The organism is Exiguobacterium artemiae 255-15 (genome assembly GCF_000019905.1).
Taxonomy (GTDB): domain Bacteria; phylum Bacillota; class Bacilli; order Exiguobacteriales; family Exiguobacteriaceae; genus Exiguobacterium_A; species Exiguobacterium_A artemiae.
Genome location: NC_010556.1, coordinates 2,973,748 through 2,989,765 on the forward strand (window position 1 = coordinate 2,973,748; position 16,018 = coordinate 2,989,765).

A 16,018-nucleotide genomic window follows, 5' to 3' on the forward strand; every position below is an offset into this window, starting at 1 on the left:
ACGCTAAGATCCTTCTCTCTATCTTTTGTGATACAAATTTTAAAATGCGAACTATTTAATATCCGTCTTTTAAGATTTCTGCCTAATAGAACTCCAATCTTAATTAAAGTAAGGATTTAAATATTCTCGATTTAAAATTAATAAAACTATTTCCATGATAACCGTAGTACATAAGGTGTCGGCAACTAAATATCTCCGCTTCTTCTCCAGTTGGATATACAAATTTTATAGTGCTTTCTTTTTCTAATAAGCGAATGGATTTTTTCTTAAGAGCACTGAGCTCAGAATTAGAAATTACAATATTTTTCCCCAGCAAAATATTCAACAAGTACAGAAGACTCGCTTTACTATAAACAATAAGTACTTTAGGGCGATCAATCAGTAGTAATTCATAAAATAACGATTCGGCTTGTTGAATGACTTGTGGAAATTTTCGCTCGTAATACTTTAATTCTTTTAAGTTACGCGTCGGATATGGAATAACGTTTGTTTCTAAAACATTCAACCCGCTCCTATTACGAAGTTCTTCGGAAAAACTCGTAATTCCTAAACGTGTTCTTGAAGGATTTCCTCCCTTACTCCTGACATATGAATACATTTCTATATATTTCTCAGGACAACTTAAGGCCTCCATATAACAATCCAATGGATATTGTTGAACTGAGATTGGTGTTGCAGGATTGATACCCATTAAATAAATATCAAAGTTCCTTTCACTTTTGGGTCGTGGTGTAAACGGTCGATAAAATACATTTCGTGTGTCAACTCTATGAGGCGCGACACCTTGTAACAGTTTTTCAATTTGTTTAACTCGCTGATTCACTTTTTCTTCCCCTCACTTTACCAGTCTAGACATTCTAGCTAGTCAGCAAGTTTTCCTTCTCTATTCATTATTGTGCATGTACTATCTTCCTAATTTCTCCGATCTGCTCCGGTGTCGTCCGACAACATCCGCCGATTAACCGGGCACCTGCGGCATACCATTCCGGAGCAATGTCTTCAAACGCTGTACGCACTGTTTCACCGGACCAGGTCTTGCTGACCGGATCATACTGCTCACCGGAATTCGGATAGACGATAATCGGGACATCGGTCAGTTGTTTTAATGTCGTGATGAACTCTGTCGCAATCGATGCCGGAAAACAGTTCGCGCCGATCGCCGCCAGTTGCGGATGATCTCCTAACGCTTCGATACATTCACTCAACGGTGTTCCTTCACTGATGTGTGTTGCGTCACGCAGGGAAAAGGCAAGCCAGGCCGATTGTTCCGGAAACTCCTCGAGCAGCCGGAACAGCATTTTCGCTTCCTGCAAGGAGGGAATCGTCTCAAATGCCAACACGTCCGCCCCTGCCGCGATTAACGCTTCCAGACGAGGACGGTGGAAAGCTTCAAGTTGCGCATCGTCGACTCCGTAATGACCGATGTATTCGGATCCGTCCGAGAGATAGGCACCGTAAGGACCAATCGATCCCGCAATCAAAGCGTGATCCGCTGCCGGTCCGGTTTCCGCACGTGCCTGCTGTGCCAGATAGACCGTTTGTTTCATCAGCTCGATCGCTTCCTCTTCTTTAATCCCCCGGCTGCTGAAGCCGGCGACACTCGCTTGGTAGCTGGACGTGATGGCGCAATCCGCCCCGATTTTAAAATAATTCGCATGGACGCGGTGAATCTGTTCCGGTTCTTCAAGCAGTACCCGGGCCGACCAAAGCGGATCATCGAGATTTCTCCCATGGCGTTCAAGTTCCGTCGCCAGTGCTCCGTCCAATAAAATATAGGGTTTTTCTTTTAACAGTTGTTCAACTGGATTGTTGTTCTTTGACATCTTCCACACTCCGTTTCCATGATGTTTTTGTCAGATGATGAACGATGTAACAGACCGCGATAAACGGAACCCCGAAATAGAGGGCGACCCGTTGCGTCGGATCAAAGGCGATTCCGATCAATGAAGCCAAACACATTAAAAACGACAGAATCGGTACAAACAGATACCAGGGCGTCCGGTAAACCAAATCGTTTAGATCATGCCCCTCTTGCAGATAGCGCTTGCGGAACATGAACTGTGAGGCGCTGATACTCATCCAGACAACGACGACTGCCAGTCCCGAGATCGAGACAAGCGCAATGTAGACGGAACCCGGTGCATAGACGCTGGAGAACAGGGCAAGCAGACCACCGAGCATACTGAAGAGAACGGCACGTGTCGGCACTCCGCTCGCATTTAATTTAGAAAAGTACGGCGTAATCATCCGTTGATCGGATAAAGACCACAACATCCGTGATGCGGCGTACAGACCCGAGTTCGCTGCTGACAAAATCGCGGTCAGAATGACGAAGTTCATGATGTCTGCTGCAAACGGAAGACCGATCCGTTCAAACACAGCAACGAATGGACTTTCAAGCACTCCTTTTGAATCATTTGGTAACAGAATCGCAAGAACAATGATCGTCCCGACAAAAAATAAGACGAGCCGGAAGACTGTTGTTCGAATGGCGAGAGGAACCGTCCGTTTCGGATCGACCGCCTCACCTGCTGCAATCCCGATTAACTCTGTTCCGGAATAGGCAAAGTTAACGGCAAGCATCGTCATCAAGATCGCGAACGCTCCGTTCGGAAACAGGCCCCCCTCCGTCAACGGAGCGAGAAGCGGTGCTTGTGAGCCGTCCGCGAGGGGCAAGAATCCGACGATTGCTGCTGTTCCTAAGACGATGAACACTAAAATCGTCAGCACCTTGACGGCAGAAAACCAAAATTCAACTTCCGCGAACAAGCGGACCGTCAAGACATTGATGCCTAAAATCATGACGACGAATAAAGCACTGAACAGCCAGACCGGAACATCCGTAAACCAGCGTTGCATCAATAAACCGGCTGCCGTAAATTCCGAACCGAGCGCGACCGTCCAAGTCAGCCAGTAAAGCCAGGCGACGGTATAGCCTGTTCCGGATCCAATATATTTCGTCGCGTAGCTGTGAAAGGCACCCGTCTCCGGCATATGTACCGCCAGCTCCCCTAGACAAAGCATTACCAGATAAATCGCCAGCGCTCCGACCAGGTAAGATAAAATCGTGCCGACCCGACCGGCCTGCTCGAGCGTATAGCCTGTACTTAAAAATAATCCGGTCCCGATGACACCGCCGAGTGACAACATGACGATATGCCGGGATTCCATTTTCCGCCGAAACGTTCCTTCTTTCATTACTCCTCCACACTCCTCTTTTTCTCGTTAAACTAAAAAAAAAACGCACCCACATGCATGGGTGCGTCGGTCGACAATCAAAGGAAGCTTATCGATCGGGTACAACACCCGCAGGAATTAGCACAGTGTCTTTCGACCTGTTGCTGAGGCTTCAAAGGGCCAGTCCCTCCACCTCTCTGGATAAGAATGTAATTTTTCATAACAGTACCAACCCTGTTCTGAATTGTCAACACAATTCAGAATTTATCATGTAAAAAAAACGCCTTACACCAAAACGGTATAAGACGTCTGTCGCTTATTTCTTCGCAAACAAATCAGCTGTCTTCAATGCCATCCGAACCGCTTTCCGGTTCAATGTGCCTTGTTGATGCTTCATTTCTTTTGTTTGACTGTTCAACTTGCCTTGAAGTGATTTGATTTTCTTATCTTTTTCAGCCATTTTCGCTTTATCGCGTTTTTGAGCTGCCACGATTTTTTGTTCTTCGGCTGGGAAATATGATTCAAAACGTGAAACGGCTTCTTCGATACTGATTCCTGTGATCGGTTTAACGACCGGAAGCAACTCTGCTTTGGCCATTTCACGATCAAACGGAACGTTCTCCGGATAGTTCGTTTCTTTGTAGATGTGTTCTAGATCATTTGTATTCAGGAATTCCACGAAGTTATCAAAGTTACGTGCTTGAACACGTGTCGGACTTTGGAAGTCAGCCGACTCAATCACATCCGACAAGCGTGTGCTGTCTGTGATGTCATTTGCCCAAATGTGTGTCAATTGGTGATAATCCGTTAATTCGCGCATCCGTGCATCTTTCGGAATCAGGATACTTGGCGTTCCGGCAAGTGTTGCCGTGATGTTACCGTGAAGACGTGCTCCGAAGCTGAAGTCAGCTTCTTTCAAGAAGTTGATCCATGTCTGCGCGTTCAAGAAGAAGCGGACACGGTCGTTCATGTAAGTCGGATCCGACATCTTGACCGGATAGTTCGTGACGGATAAGTCAGCAATCGGATGTGTTCCTGTGTACGTCAAACGCAACTCTTTCATCCATTGCGGGATGAAGTAGTGGTTCGGGTACTCTTCCATTCCGCGTGTGATGAAGTTAAGGACGTTTTGCGGTGCAAGACGTGACGAGTTGACACCGATCATTGAATCTTTTGTGATATTCGTTTCACGAATTTTCAAATCACGACCAAACGCATACATCGATGGGCAACCGATGACTTTGTGATCGATTCCTTCGCGGAAACCAAGACGCGTCAAATATTTTGATGTGATTTCGCCGCGAAGTCCAAGCATGCTTGAGCGCTCAAGAACTGCGCTGACAAACGCTTTAACGTCTTCATCAAATGAAAAACCGTCGTTTAAATTCGCTTCAAACGGTGCGCGTAAACCGACACCGATGACGACGACCGGAATCTTTAGTTTTTTAATCAATTTTGTATATTTACGAAGTGTCGGGACGAATTCTTTACGGAATGCATCAGCGAGTGGAATGACATATAAATCGAAGTTCGCATTGATTTCATCTGCACGCTCTTCTTCATAGTAGTAGTAATCCGGTGTGATCGTCGTGCCCTCTGTCATCAAGGTGCGGAAAATACTGTATTGATAAATCAGGTTTCCGACGTTCCCTCCGATTGAGTTATGCTTCATCAAATATTCTGCGTCGAACTGTTCAAACGGTGTCATACCCGCACGGATAATAATACGTTTCATGTAAAATAATTCCCCTCTCACTTCTGTTTTCATTTAAAAAATATAAAATATATTTTGCTTTTTTAACCATCTTGTCTTTTCAAGGATAGTTGAATGCAATTCAGCAAGTCAACGAATAGCTGAAAATTACACATTATTGTGGATTATGAAAAATATAGGCTCAATACAAACTAAAAAATGTTCCCTATATAACAACTAGTTAAACATCTTTTCTCGACATACGATAAATTTTGAGATTTGCATAAATCGCCGGCAACATCACTTGCGTCGCTTCATCTTTCGAAAGAAGTGTGCCGAACAAATGAGCTGACTCGACTTCATTACCTTTCTCCATGTCACGTTGTAAGGACGACTTCATCGTTTCATCCATTTGTGCGATCTGTTGCTGTTGAATCTGTTCAATCCCATCACTGAACACAGCACCTTGGCGTTCCATCGCTTCTTTGGCTTCCGTTGCCAGGCGGCGGATCATCATCATTCCTTCTTCCTGCGAACGAATCGGACCGATTGCTGAACGGAAAAGCGACGTCACACCGGAAAACGTCGTGATGAACAGATACTTATTCCACATATCGCGGGTAATCGTATCTGAATAGTTGATCGGAGCCGCTGTTCCGGTCAAATGCTGTTTCAATTCTTCCAAGCGGTCTGTCCGCGTTCCCGGCAATGGACCAAATAACAGATGGTGGGACGGACTCGTCTGTACGATGTGTCCTTTTCCATCAAGCGTTGATTCGATGAAACAGAGTCCGCCCAGCACACGTTCCGCTCCGAAGTGTTGCTCCAGTTGCTTTAAATGGGCCATTCCGTTTAGCAACGGCAAAATATATGTATCGGTTGCGACGAACGGTTCGATGTCCTCTAACACCTGCTCCAGATGATAGGCCTTGGTCGATAAAAGAATGACATCAAACGTTCCTTTTTCTCCGGTCCGGATCAGACGCGGAGAACAGGTAATATCTCCATGCAGACTCTTGACCTGAAGTCCCGCACGCAATTCCTCAAACCGGCGTTCACGGACTAAAAATGTGACGTCTTCCCCTTTTTCCGCCAATCGTGCCCCGAAATAACCACCGACGGCACCGGCACCGACTACTAAAATTTTCATTTTATCCCTCCATCTGACTGATGTCTTCCGATCTGTTCTACGCTTTCGTTCTCTAGCCTATCGCATCGAAAAGCCGTAATTTTGATAAAGATGACAATTTAATTAAAGCGCTTGCATTTTAGTTTTCCTCGTTTATACTACTTGTATACAAGTATACTTATTCGACAAAGAGGGTGTTTTTTATGTCTGATCTTTTATACCCGATTAAATGGTTATCAAAAGCATCCGCCGGTGATCGTGTCGCCCATGAACTGCGGATGCGGATCATTTCCGGCAAGATCGAGAGCGGTACCGTCCTATCCGAAAACAAACTGGCTGCTGATTTTTCCGTCAGCCGGTCTCCTGTCCGGGATGCCCTGAAAGTATTGGCGTCAGAACGGATTATCCGGTTGGAACGGATGGGTGCCGTCGTCGTCGGGCTGTCCAAAAAAGACATTCAGGAAATTTATGACGTCCGACTGTTAATCGAAACGTTCGTTTTTGAACGGATCGTCAAGATGGATCGTCAAGATCTGGTCCGTGAACTGAGCAAAGTTCTCGAGATGATGAAGATTGCCATCAAGTATAAGGATGCGGATGAATTTTCGTATCAAGACGTCCTGTTTCACGAAACGATCATCCGGTCGATTGATCACGGATATGTCAGCATGATGTGGCAGAATCTCAAGCCCGTCATGGAAAGCTTCATCTTATTGTCGATGCGTCAGCGTCTCGATGAGGACATCGAAGATTTCGAGCGGATTCTCGAGAACCATGCCCTCTACATCGAAGCGATTGAGACCGGCGACCGCAAACGAATGATTGCCTCGCTGCATCAGAATTTTGATGATGTGCAGGAAGTCGAAGATTTATGGAAATCGCAACAACTGATGACGAAGGGAGTCGAACCACATGACTGAACACATGTTAGGGATTGATATTGGGACGACGAGCACCAAAGCCGTACTCTTTACGACAAAAGGAGAAGTCGTCGGACAAACGAACGTCGGCTATCCGCTCCACACGCCGAATCGCTCGACGGCGGAGCAGGATCCGGAAGAGATCTTCCATGCCGTGCTCGAAAGCATCCGGTTGATGACGAAACAACATCCGACCGAGCAACCGAAGTTCGTCGCCTTCAGCAGTGCGATGCACAGCTTGATTGCGATAGATGAACACGATCAACCGTTGACCGCCTGCATCACGTGGGCCGACAGCCGGAGCGAAGTCTGGTCGAACCGGATCAAGGAACAGTACGGTTACTCGATTTATCACCGCACCGGAACTCCGGTTCACCCGATGTCGCCGCTCAGCAAGATTTGTTGGCTCGTCGAAGAGCATCCGGACATTGCGGCACGGACGAAAAAATATATCGGGATCAAGGAATTTGTTTTCCACCGTCTGTTCGGACAATATGTCATCGACCATTCTCTCGCTTCAGCGACCGGTTTATTCAACATCCATGATCTCGACTGGGATGCGGAAGCGTTACAGGTCGCAGGCATCGATGCAACCAAATTGTCGCGACCGGTTTCGACGACAACGTCCTTTACCGATTTAGCACCGGAATACGCCAAACAAATTGGCCTAGATCCTTCTACACCGTTCCTGATCGGGGCAAGCGACGGCGTCCTGTCGAATCTCGGGGTTAACGCGATCCGGAAAGGCGAAATCGCCATTACGATCGGAACGAGCGGCGCAATCCGGACGATCATCGACCGTCCGCAAACGGATGAAAAAGGCCGGATCTTCTGTTACGCCTTAACCGAGAACCATTGGGTCATCGGTGGACCGGTCAATAACGGCGGCATGGTCTTACGCTGGATTCGTGACGAACTGGCCTCGGCGGAAGTCGAGACCGCGAAACGTCTTGGTATTGATCCATATGCCGTCCTGACGAAAATCGCCGAACGCGTCCGTCCGGGATCAGACGGTTTACTGTTCCACCCGTATTTGTCAGGCGAACGGGCTCCGCTTTGGAATCCGGATGTCAGTGGTTCGTTCTTCGGATTGACGCTGTCGCATAAAAAAGAACATATGATTCGGGCCGCCCTGGAAGGTGTCATTTATAACTTGTACACTGTCTTCCTGGCGTTAATCGAATGTATGGATGGTCCGGTCACACGGATTCAGGCAACCGGGGGGTTTGCCCGTTCTGAAGTGTGGCGTCAAATGATGGCAGATATCTTCGAGTCGGAAGTCGTCATTCCGGAAAGTTTTGAAAGTTCATGTCTTGGAGCCTGTATTCTCGGATTGTATGCGACAGGGGAAGTCGATTCGTTCGAGGTGGCAGCAGACATGATCGGCGATACACATCGCCATGTGCCAAATGAGGAAGCAATGCACGAATACCGTCAGTTACTGCCGATCTTCATCAGTTTGGCACGTGTCCTGGAAACGGATTATCGACGCATCGCTACGTATCAACGGGGTCTGATTCAAAAAGAAATTTAATTTAAGTTTTTGGGGGAAGTCACATGCCATTAGTCATTGTTGCTATCGGGATTATTCTGTTACTCGTTTTAATTATGGGGTTAAAATTAAACACGTTCGTTTCTTTAATCATCGTCTCGTTCGTCGTCGCTTTACTGCTTGGAATGCCGCTTGATCAAATCGTCACGACGATTGAAGCCGGTCTCGGCGGCACGCTTGGTCACCTCGCCTTAATCTTCGGACTTGGTGCCATGCTCGGGAAATTGATTGCCGATGCAGGCGGTGCGCAACGGATCGCGATGACGCTTGTCGCGAAGTTTGGGGAAAAGAACATCCAATGGGCTGTCGTTGTCGCCTCATTCATCATCGGGATTGCGTTATTCTTTGAAGTCGGCTTGGTGTTGTTGATTCCAATCGTCTTCGCCATCTCACGTCAGTTACGCGTCTCGATCTTGTATCTCGGGATTCCGATGGTTGCTGCCCTTTCCGTCACACACGGCTTTCTTCCGCCTCACCCGGGCCCGACCGTTATTGCCGGAGAATACGGAGCTGACCTTGGTCAAGTTCTCTTATACGGCTTTATTGTAGCCGTACCGACCGTCATCATCGCCGGTCCGATCTTTACGAAAATCGCGAAACGAATCGTTCCGGATTCATTCAAGAAAACCGGCAACATCGCTTCACTCGGGGAACAAAAAGAATTTAATCTCGACGAGACACCAGGATTCGGTATCAGTGTCTTCACAGCGATGCTGCCTGTCCTCCTGATGTCGATCGCGACGATTTTAACGTTATTGCAAAAAACGCTTGGTTGGGAAAGTAACAGTGTTTTATCTGCCGTTCAATTCATCGGAAACGCATCGACGGCGATGCTGATTTCCTTGCTTTTCGCTATCTACACGATGGGACTGGCGCGTCAGATTCCCATTAAAACCGTCATGGATTCTTGTACGACGGCCATCACACAAATCGGAATGATGCTACTGATCATCGGCGGCGGCGGTGCCTTTAAGCAGGTCCTGATTGACGGTGGTGTCGGTAAATTCGTCGCTCAGATGTTTGAAGATACGACATTATCACCGATTTTACTGGCGTGGATCATCGCAGCCATCTTACGGATTTCACTTGGTTCGGCAACCGTCGCTTCACTGACGACAGCCGGTCTCGTCATTCCGTTGCTCGGTCAATCGGATGTCAATCTGGCGCTCGTCGTTCTCGCAACAGGAGCCGGCAGTTTGATCGCTTCACACGTCAACGACGCCGGATTCTGGATGTTTAAAGAGTATTTCGGATTAACCATGAAAGAAACTTTTGCGACGTGGACCTTGCTTGAGACAATCATTTCCGTCTTCGGACTTGGATTCGTCCTTCTGCTCAGTCTCGTCGTCTAAAAAAAGGAGTCGATCTTATATGCTACATTCAATCGGAGTCATCGGGCTCGGTGTCATGGGGCGCAACATCGCCTTGAACATGGCAAGCCGTCAGGAAGACGTCGCTGTCTATAACTACACACGTGATTTAACGGATGACTTAATGGCACATAACGAAGGATTGCCGGTTCATCCTTATTACGAGGTGGCTGATTTTGTTCAATCCCTAGCCCGTCCTCGAAAAATTTTCGTCATGGTCACGGCGGGAAGTGCAATTGATTCAGTCATCGAGTCACTGATTCCACACCTCGAAACAGGCGACATCATCATGGACGGTGGAAACTCGCATTTCCATGATACGGAACGCCGTTTCGATCAGTTGCAACAACACGGAATCGAATACATCGGTGTCGGTGTCTCCGGCGGTGAAGTCGGTGCACGGACCGGCCCTGCCATCATGCCGGGCGGTACAAAAGAAGCCTACGAACAAGTCGCGCCGATTTTGACGAAGATTGCGGCACAAGTGAACGGTGATCCATGTTGCGTCTACATCGGACCAAAAGGTGCCGGCCATTTCGTCAAGATGGTCCATAACGGGATCGAATACGCCGACATGCAGCTGATCGCGGAAGCGTACAGTTTTCTCCGGGTCCGTCTCGGCCTTGACGTGGAAGAAATCGCGGATGTCTTCGCGTCTTGGAATGAAGGCGAGCTGAAAAGTTATCTGATCGAGATTACAGCCGATATTCTCCGCAAAAAGGATGATGAAACCGGTCTTCCGTTGATCGATGTCATCTTGGACCAAGCCGGTCAAAAAGGGACAGGAAAATGGACAAGCATGCAATCGATTGATAACGGGATTGCTTCGTCCATCATTACAGAAGCCCTTTTCGCCCGCTATCTCTCAGCCGTCAAAGAAGAACGTGTCGCAGCAGCTACCGTCCTCGGTGGACCGGAAGCCCGCGAGACGCTCGACAAAGACGTTTGGATCGAACGGATCCGCCAAGCCCTTTACATGGGGAAAATCGCCGCATACGCGCAAGGGTTCACACAGTACCGGACGTCATCCGAACTATACGACTGGAACTTACGTCTTGAAGAAATCGCCTTGATTTTCCGCGGCGGCTGCATCATCCGTGCTGATTTCCTCAATGTCATCAGTGAGGCGTTTGCGAAAGACGAGTCGCTTGCGAACTTAATGCTTGCACCGTACTTCGCGGACAAGGTGCAAGATTATCAAACAGCACTGCGTCAGGTGGTCGCTGAAAGTTCATTATCCGGACTCGCTGCTCCGTGTCTCAGCACATCGCTGACGTATTACGACAGCTACCGGACGGCTAATTCCAACGCTAACATCCTGCAAGCCCAACGTGATTATTTCGGCGCCCATACGTATGCCCGGACCGATCGCGAAGGAACGTTCCATACGGAATGGCAATAACTTATACAGCTCCTATTTCCTGTTTCATTTAGGGAAATAGGAGTTCTTTTTTTGTTCACACTTTGTTTATCAGAATAGGAAATTGCAGGTTATACCTTGACAAAACAGAGCGGTTATATGAAATTAGTATTAGATTAGAATTATTCTAGTGTGATAGATACAGTTTTTTCTTTCTACTAGAACAGATTCTTAAATAGAACCCAACAGGAGGATTTTTATCATGTCTTTAATCGGAAGTGAAGTAAAACCATTCAGTGCATCAGCATTCCACAACGGAGAGTTCGTCGATCTTACAGATGCCAACCTTCGTGGAAAATGGAGTGTCGTTTGTTTCTACCCAGCAGACTTTACATTCGTTTGCCCGACTGAGCTCGAAGATCTTCAAAACCAATACGCAACACTCAAAGCGCTTGACGTTGAAGTTTACTCGGTTTCAACAGATACGCACTTTACACATAAAGCATGGCACGAAACTTCAGAAACAATCGGTAAAATCGAGTACGTCATGATTGGTGACCCGTCACACGTCATCTCACGTAACTTCGAAGTCTTAAACGAGCAAGACGGACTTGCAGACCGCGGGACGTTCATCATCGATCCAGACGGTGTCATCCAAACAGTTGAAATCAACGCTGGCGGAATCGGCCGTGACGCAAGCACACTCGTCAACAAAATCAAAGCAGCACAATACGTACGCAACAACCCAGGCGAAGTTTGCCCAGCGAAATGGGAAGAAGGTTCTGCAACACTTACACCGAGCCTTGACCTCGTCGGAAAAATTTAAGGAGCGGATTTGAGATGGCTTTAGCAGCAGATATTAAAGCACAACTCGCTCAATACCTCGATTTATTGGAAGGAGATCTTGTCCTCGCGGTCAGCGCCGGGACAGACTCCGTTTCTCTTGAGATGAGCGAGCTCGTCGAAGAAATCGCGAGCATGTCAACACGCATCAGCATCGAACAGGCTGCCTTGCCGCGGACACCAAGCTTCAGCGTCAACCGTGTCGGGGAAGAGAGCGGCATTACATTTGCCGGGATTCCACTCGGTCACGAGTTCACGTCCCTCGTCTTGGCGTTACTCCAAGTCAGCGGTCGCGCGCCGAAAATCGACGCCGCACTGATCGAACAGATCAAAGGTATCAAAGAAACGTATCATTTCGAATCGTACATCAGTCTCAGCTGCCACAACTGTCCGGATGTCGTTCAAGCCCTAAACGTCATGAGTGTCCTGAACCCGAACATCAGCCACACGATGATTGACGGCGGTGCCTTTAAACAGGAAGTCGAAGCAAAAGAAATCATGGCTGTCCCGACTGTCTTCGTCAACGGCGAAGCATTCGGAAACGGTCGGATGTCGCTCGAAGAGATTCTTGCGAAACTCGGCACAGGTGTCGATGCTTCAGACTTCGCGGATAAAGACCCGTACGACGTTCTTGTCGTCGGTGGCGGTCCTGCCGGTGCCAGTGCTGCGATTTATGCCGCACGTAAAGGCATCCGGACAGGAATCGTCGCAGAACGCTTTGGCGGTCAGGTCATGGATACGATGAGCATCGAGAACTTCATCAGCATGAAGTATACGGAAGGTCCGAAACTCGTGGCGAGTCTTGAAGAACACGTCAAAGAGTACGGGATCGATGTCATGAACCTTCAACGGGCGACACGTCTTGAGAAAAAAGACCTCGTTGAGCTGGAGCTTGAAAACGGTGCGGTCTTGAAAACAAAGAGTTTGATTCTCTCAACAGGAGCACGCTGGCGCAACATCGGTGTGCCGGGCGAACTTGAATTCAAGAATAAAGGGGTTGCGTACTGTCCTCACTGTGACGGTCCACTCTTCGAAGGAAAACGTGTCGCTGTCATCGGCGGCGGGAATTCCGGTGTCGAAGCGGCCATCGATCTTGCCGGTCTTGTCAAACATGTGACGGTGCTTGAATTTGCACCGGAACTGAAAGCGGACGCGGTCTTACAAGACCGTCTCGCGAGTCTTCCGAACGTCACGGTCGTTGCCAACGCCCAAACGAAAGAAATCACGGGTACGGATAAAGTGAACGGCATCACGTATGTCGAACGCGAAACAGGTGCTGAGCACCATGTCGAGCTCGAAGGTGTTTTCGTCCAGATTGGTCTTGTGCCAAACACAGACTGGCTCGGCGAAACTATCGAACGCAACAAGTTCGGTGAAATCCTTGTTGACCGTCATGGCGCAACGAACATCCCGGGTGTCTTTGCAGCCGGCGACTGTACGGACAGTGCTTACAAACAGATCATCATCTCGATGGGATCAGGTGCTACTGCAGCACTCGGTGCCTTCGATTATATGATTCGGAACTGATCATGGAAACGTCTTGCTTCGGCAAGGCGTTTTTTTTGAGTTGAAGATGAGACGTGCGTTATAAAAGATGATTCTTCCCGTGCTTTTCTCGGGCAGGCGAGACCCGGGTTTTTCCCGTAGAAGTCACGGGAAATCCTCTTTTAAGTCGATGCTTTAATTAGTAAAGATTCAGATTCGAACTGACCCCTATAAATTGTTCAAAATTGACACTTTCAGCTAGTCCAGCTATCTGATAGATTGAGAGTATTCAAAATCTATCATAAAGAAGGTCTGACACATGCAAAAAGCAGCACCGTATTCAAGCACTCGTACCCGGCAACTCGTCATCACTTCAATGTCGATTGCACTTGTTTTTGTTGCTACATTTTTCATTAATATTAAATTGCCGATCGCGGCAAACGGTGGACTCGTCCATATGGGTACAGCGATGCTGTTCCTGATCGCAATTCTCTTCGGACCCCGGACAGCAATGATTGCCGGTGCAGTTGGGATGGGACTTTTCGATATCATGTCTGGTTGGGCACTTTGGGCGCCTTTCTCCTTTGTCGGTCGCGGTTTACAAGGATTCATCGTCGGTTGGATTGCTTGGACATATGGACGTAACGGAACAAAGCCCGGTGTCAATCTGCTTGCTATGATTGCATCGGTTCCCGCCATGCTCGCTGTCTATTATATCTGCGAAGGGATTTTGTACAGTAACTGGGTAGCTCCAGCATTATCGATTCCAGGTAACATCACACAAAACGTCGTCGGAATTCTTGTCGCGATTCCAGTCGGGATTGCCCTAAAGAAAACACGTTTCTTCCGTCAACGAGGCTGACTTCACACAAACAACCCCGCTCTCTTCAAGAGAACGGGGTTTTGTTATTTTATATAATGTGTTTAACGAATCGGCTGTGCTTCCGTCAATTCGAGTGTTTTTGTTGTTTCGGCGTGGATTTGATCAAAGAGTTCCGGATTCGCGACGAGTGACGTGCCGTACGACGGAATCATTTCTTTGATTTTCGCTTCCCAGCTAGGCAGTTGATCCGGGAAACACTTGGCCAGCACTTCCAGCATGACCGGTACAGCTGTTGAAGCGCCTGGTGACGCACCGAGCAACGCTGCAACCGAACCGTCTGCCGCACTGACGACTTCCGTTCCGAACTGAAGTGCCCCCTTGCCTTGCGGTGTATCTTTGATGACCTGAACCCGTTGTCCGGCAACGACGACATCCCAGTCTTCCGTCTTCGCATTCGGGATGAACTCACGCAGTTCGTTCATCCGTTGTTCCGTCGACAGTAAGACCTGCTCGATCAAGTACTTCGTCAGTCCCATCTCTTTTGCTCCTGCCGCAAGCATCGTCAAGACATTGTTCGGTTTAACCGATGTGATCAAATCAAGATTCGATCCGGTTTTGAGGAACTTCGGCGAGAAGCCGGCGAACGGTCCGAATAACAATGACTTTTGACCGTCGATGTAACGTGTATCCAAGTGCGGGACAGACATCGGCGGTGCGCCGACTTTGGCTTTCCCGTAGACTTTCGCATGGTGACGCTCGGCGATTTCCGGGTTTTTACAGACGAGGAATAAGCCGCTGACCGGGAATCCGCCAATCTGTTTCGACTCCGGAATACCTGTTTTTTGAAGTAATGGCAGACTGCCGCCACCACCGCCGATAAAGACGAACTTCGCGGTATGATGTTCAATCCGGTTGTCGCGTTCGTTTTTGACTTTGATTTCCCAGCCGCCGTCGACCCGTTTCAAGTCTTCGACACCGTGACCGTAGTTGATTTCGACATCGAGTTGTTTCAAGTGATCAAACAGAATCCGTGTCAGTGCTCCGAAATTGACGTCCGTTCCCGAATCGATTTTAGTTGCTGCGATCGGCTCCGGTGATGTCCGGCCTTCCATAATCAATGGAATCCATTCTTTCAGTTGCTCCGGATCTTCCGAAAATTCCATCCCTTTAAACAACGGATTAGCTGATAGCGCTTCCAATCGTTTTTTCAGGAACGTGACGTTTTCCGCGCCTTCGACCATACTCATATGTGGAATCGGCATGATGAATTCTTTCGGATTCGGCAAGACTTGTTCTTTGACGAGGTGCGACCAGAATTGGCGCGACAGCTGGAACTGTTCGTTGACCTTGACTGCCTTGCTGATGTCGATCGTTCCGTCGGCATTTTCCGTCGTATAGTTCAGTTCGCAAAGTGCTGCGTGACCTGTCCCCGCGTTATTCCATTCATTTGAACTTTCTTCCCCAGCACTCGCTAACTTCTCGAATACTTTAATCTTCATGTCTGGCGCAAGCTCTTTTAATAAGACCCCTAGTGTTGCGCTCATGACTCCGGCACCAATTAAAATAACATCTGTTTGTTTAGGCATACTGCTCATGATATCCTTCCTATCCCCGTTTGATATTATGGACCTGTCATACCAGTTGAAAGCGCTCGTATGACGACAAC

13 protein-coding genes and 1 riboswitch are annotated in these 16,018 nt (G+C 48.1%); of the genes, 7 read left to right on the top strand and 6 right to left on the bottom strand.

All coding sequences use genetic code 11. The annotated features are described in order from the left end of the window. Window positions 1-103 precede the first annotated feature (103 nt). The 5 genes from EXIG_RS15210 to EXIG_RS15230 form a co-directional block, all read right to left on the bottom strand. A complete protein-coding gene (locus EXIG_RS15210; RefSeq protein WP_012371851.1) occupies window positions 104-823 on the bottom strand; it encodes a hypothetical protein in 720 nt (239 codons plus the stop codon). A gap of 67 nt (window positions 824-890) precedes the next feature. Then, window positions 891-1,823: a homocysteine S-methyltransferase gene (gene mmuM, locus EXIG_RS15215; protein ID WP_012371852.1), complete on the bottom strand. Its 933-nt coding sequence runs from the start codon at window positions 1,821-1,823 to the stop codon at window positions 891-893. Next, window positions 1,798-3,198 (bottom strand): amino acid permease, encoded by a 1,401-nt coding sequence (locus EXIG_RS15220; protein ID WP_012371853.1) that lies wholly within the window; start codon window positions 3,196-3,198, stop codon window positions 1,798-1,800. The genes mmuM and EXIG_RS15220 overlap by 26 nt, the downstream gene beginning before the upstream one ends. An 85-nt stretch (window positions 3,199-3,283) precedes the next feature. Further along, a riboswitch (SAM riboswitch) is annotated at window positions 3,284-3,385 on the bottom strand. Between the two features lie 108 nt (window positions 3,386-3,493). Continuing rightward, window positions 3,494-4,912, bottom strand: a complete 1,419-nt coding sequence (locus tag EXIG_RS15225; RefSeq protein ID WP_012371854.1) for a polysaccharide pyruvyl transferase family protein — start codon at window positions 4,910-4,912, stop codon at window positions 3,494-3,496. 199 nt (window positions 4,913-5,111) lie between these two features. Next, window positions 5,112-6,020, bottom strand: a complete 909-nt coding sequence (locus tag EXIG_RS15230) for a ketopantoate reductase family protein (RefSeq protein WP_012371855.1) — start codon at window positions 6,018-6,020, stop codon at window positions 5,112-5,114. A 182-nt stretch (window positions 6,021-6,202) separates the two neighbouring features. Between EXIG_RS15230 and EXIG_RS15235 the strand changes: the two genes are divergently transcribed. The 7 genes from EXIG_RS15235 (at window position 6,203) to EXIG_RS15265 (ending at window position 14,391) form a co-directional block, all read left to right on the top strand. Continuing rightward, the gene (locus EXIG_RS15235; protein WP_012371856.1) at window positions 6,203-6,919 is read left to right on the top strand and encodes a GntR family transcriptional regulator; all 717 of its coding nucleotides are present in this window, start codon (window positions 6,203-6,205) and stop codon (window positions 6,917-6,919) included. After that, window positions 6,912-8,453, top strand: coding sequence for a gluconokinase (gene gntK / locus EXIG_RS15240; RefSeq protein ID WP_012371857.1), 1,542 nt, complete (start codon window positions 6,912-6,914; stop codon window positions 8,451-8,453). Before EXIG_RS15235 ends, gntK begins: the two co-directional genes overlap by 8 nt. 23 nt (window positions 8,454-8,476) lie before the next feature. Continuing rightward, window positions 8,477-9,823 (top strand): GntP family permease, encoded by a 1,347-nt coding sequence (locus tag EXIG_RS15245; protein ID WP_012371858.1) that lies wholly within the window; start codon window positions 8,477-8,479, stop codon window positions 9,821-9,823. Window positions 9,824-9,842: 19 nt separating this feature from the next. Further along, window positions 9,843-11,243, top strand: coding sequence for a decarboxylating NADP(+)-dependent phosphogluconate dehydrogenase (gene gnd / locus EXIG_RS15250; RefSeq protein WP_012371859.1), 1,401 nt, complete (start codon window positions 9,843-9,845; stop codon window positions 11,241-11,243). 220 nt (window positions 11,244-11,463) lie between these two features. Beyond that, entirely contained in the window at window positions 11,464-12,027 is a 564-nt protein-coding gene (ahpC, locus tag EXIG_RS15255; protein WP_012371860.1) for an alkyl hydroperoxide reductase subunit C, read from the top strand. A gap of 14 nt (window positions 12,028-12,041) precedes the next feature. After that, window positions 12,042-13,571 carry an alkyl hydroperoxide reductase subunit F gene (ahpF, locus tag EXIG_RS15260; RefSeq protein WP_012371861.1) on the top strand — a complete coding sequence of 510 codons (1,530 nt, stop codon included), beginning with the start codon at window positions 12,042-12,044 and terminating at the stop codon, window positions 13,569-13,571. 277 nt (window positions 13,572-13,848) lie between these two features. Further along, complete coding sequence (locus EXIG_RS15265) at window positions 13,849-14,391, top strand: ECF transporter S component (RefSeq protein ID WP_012371862.1); 543 nt, start codon at window positions 13,849-13,851, stop codon at window positions 14,389-14,391. 62 nt (window positions 14,392-14,453) lie between these two features. On the opposite strand, the gene EXIG_RS15270 is transcribed toward EXIG_RS15265, so the two are convergent. Continuing rightward, window positions 14,454-15,947: a malate:quinone oxidoreductase gene (locus EXIG_RS15270; protein WP_012371863.1), complete on the bottom strand. Its 1,494-nt coding sequence runs from the start codon at window positions 15,945-15,947 to the stop codon at window positions 14,454-14,456. Between the last annotated feature and the right edge of the window lie 71 nt (window positions 15,948-16,018).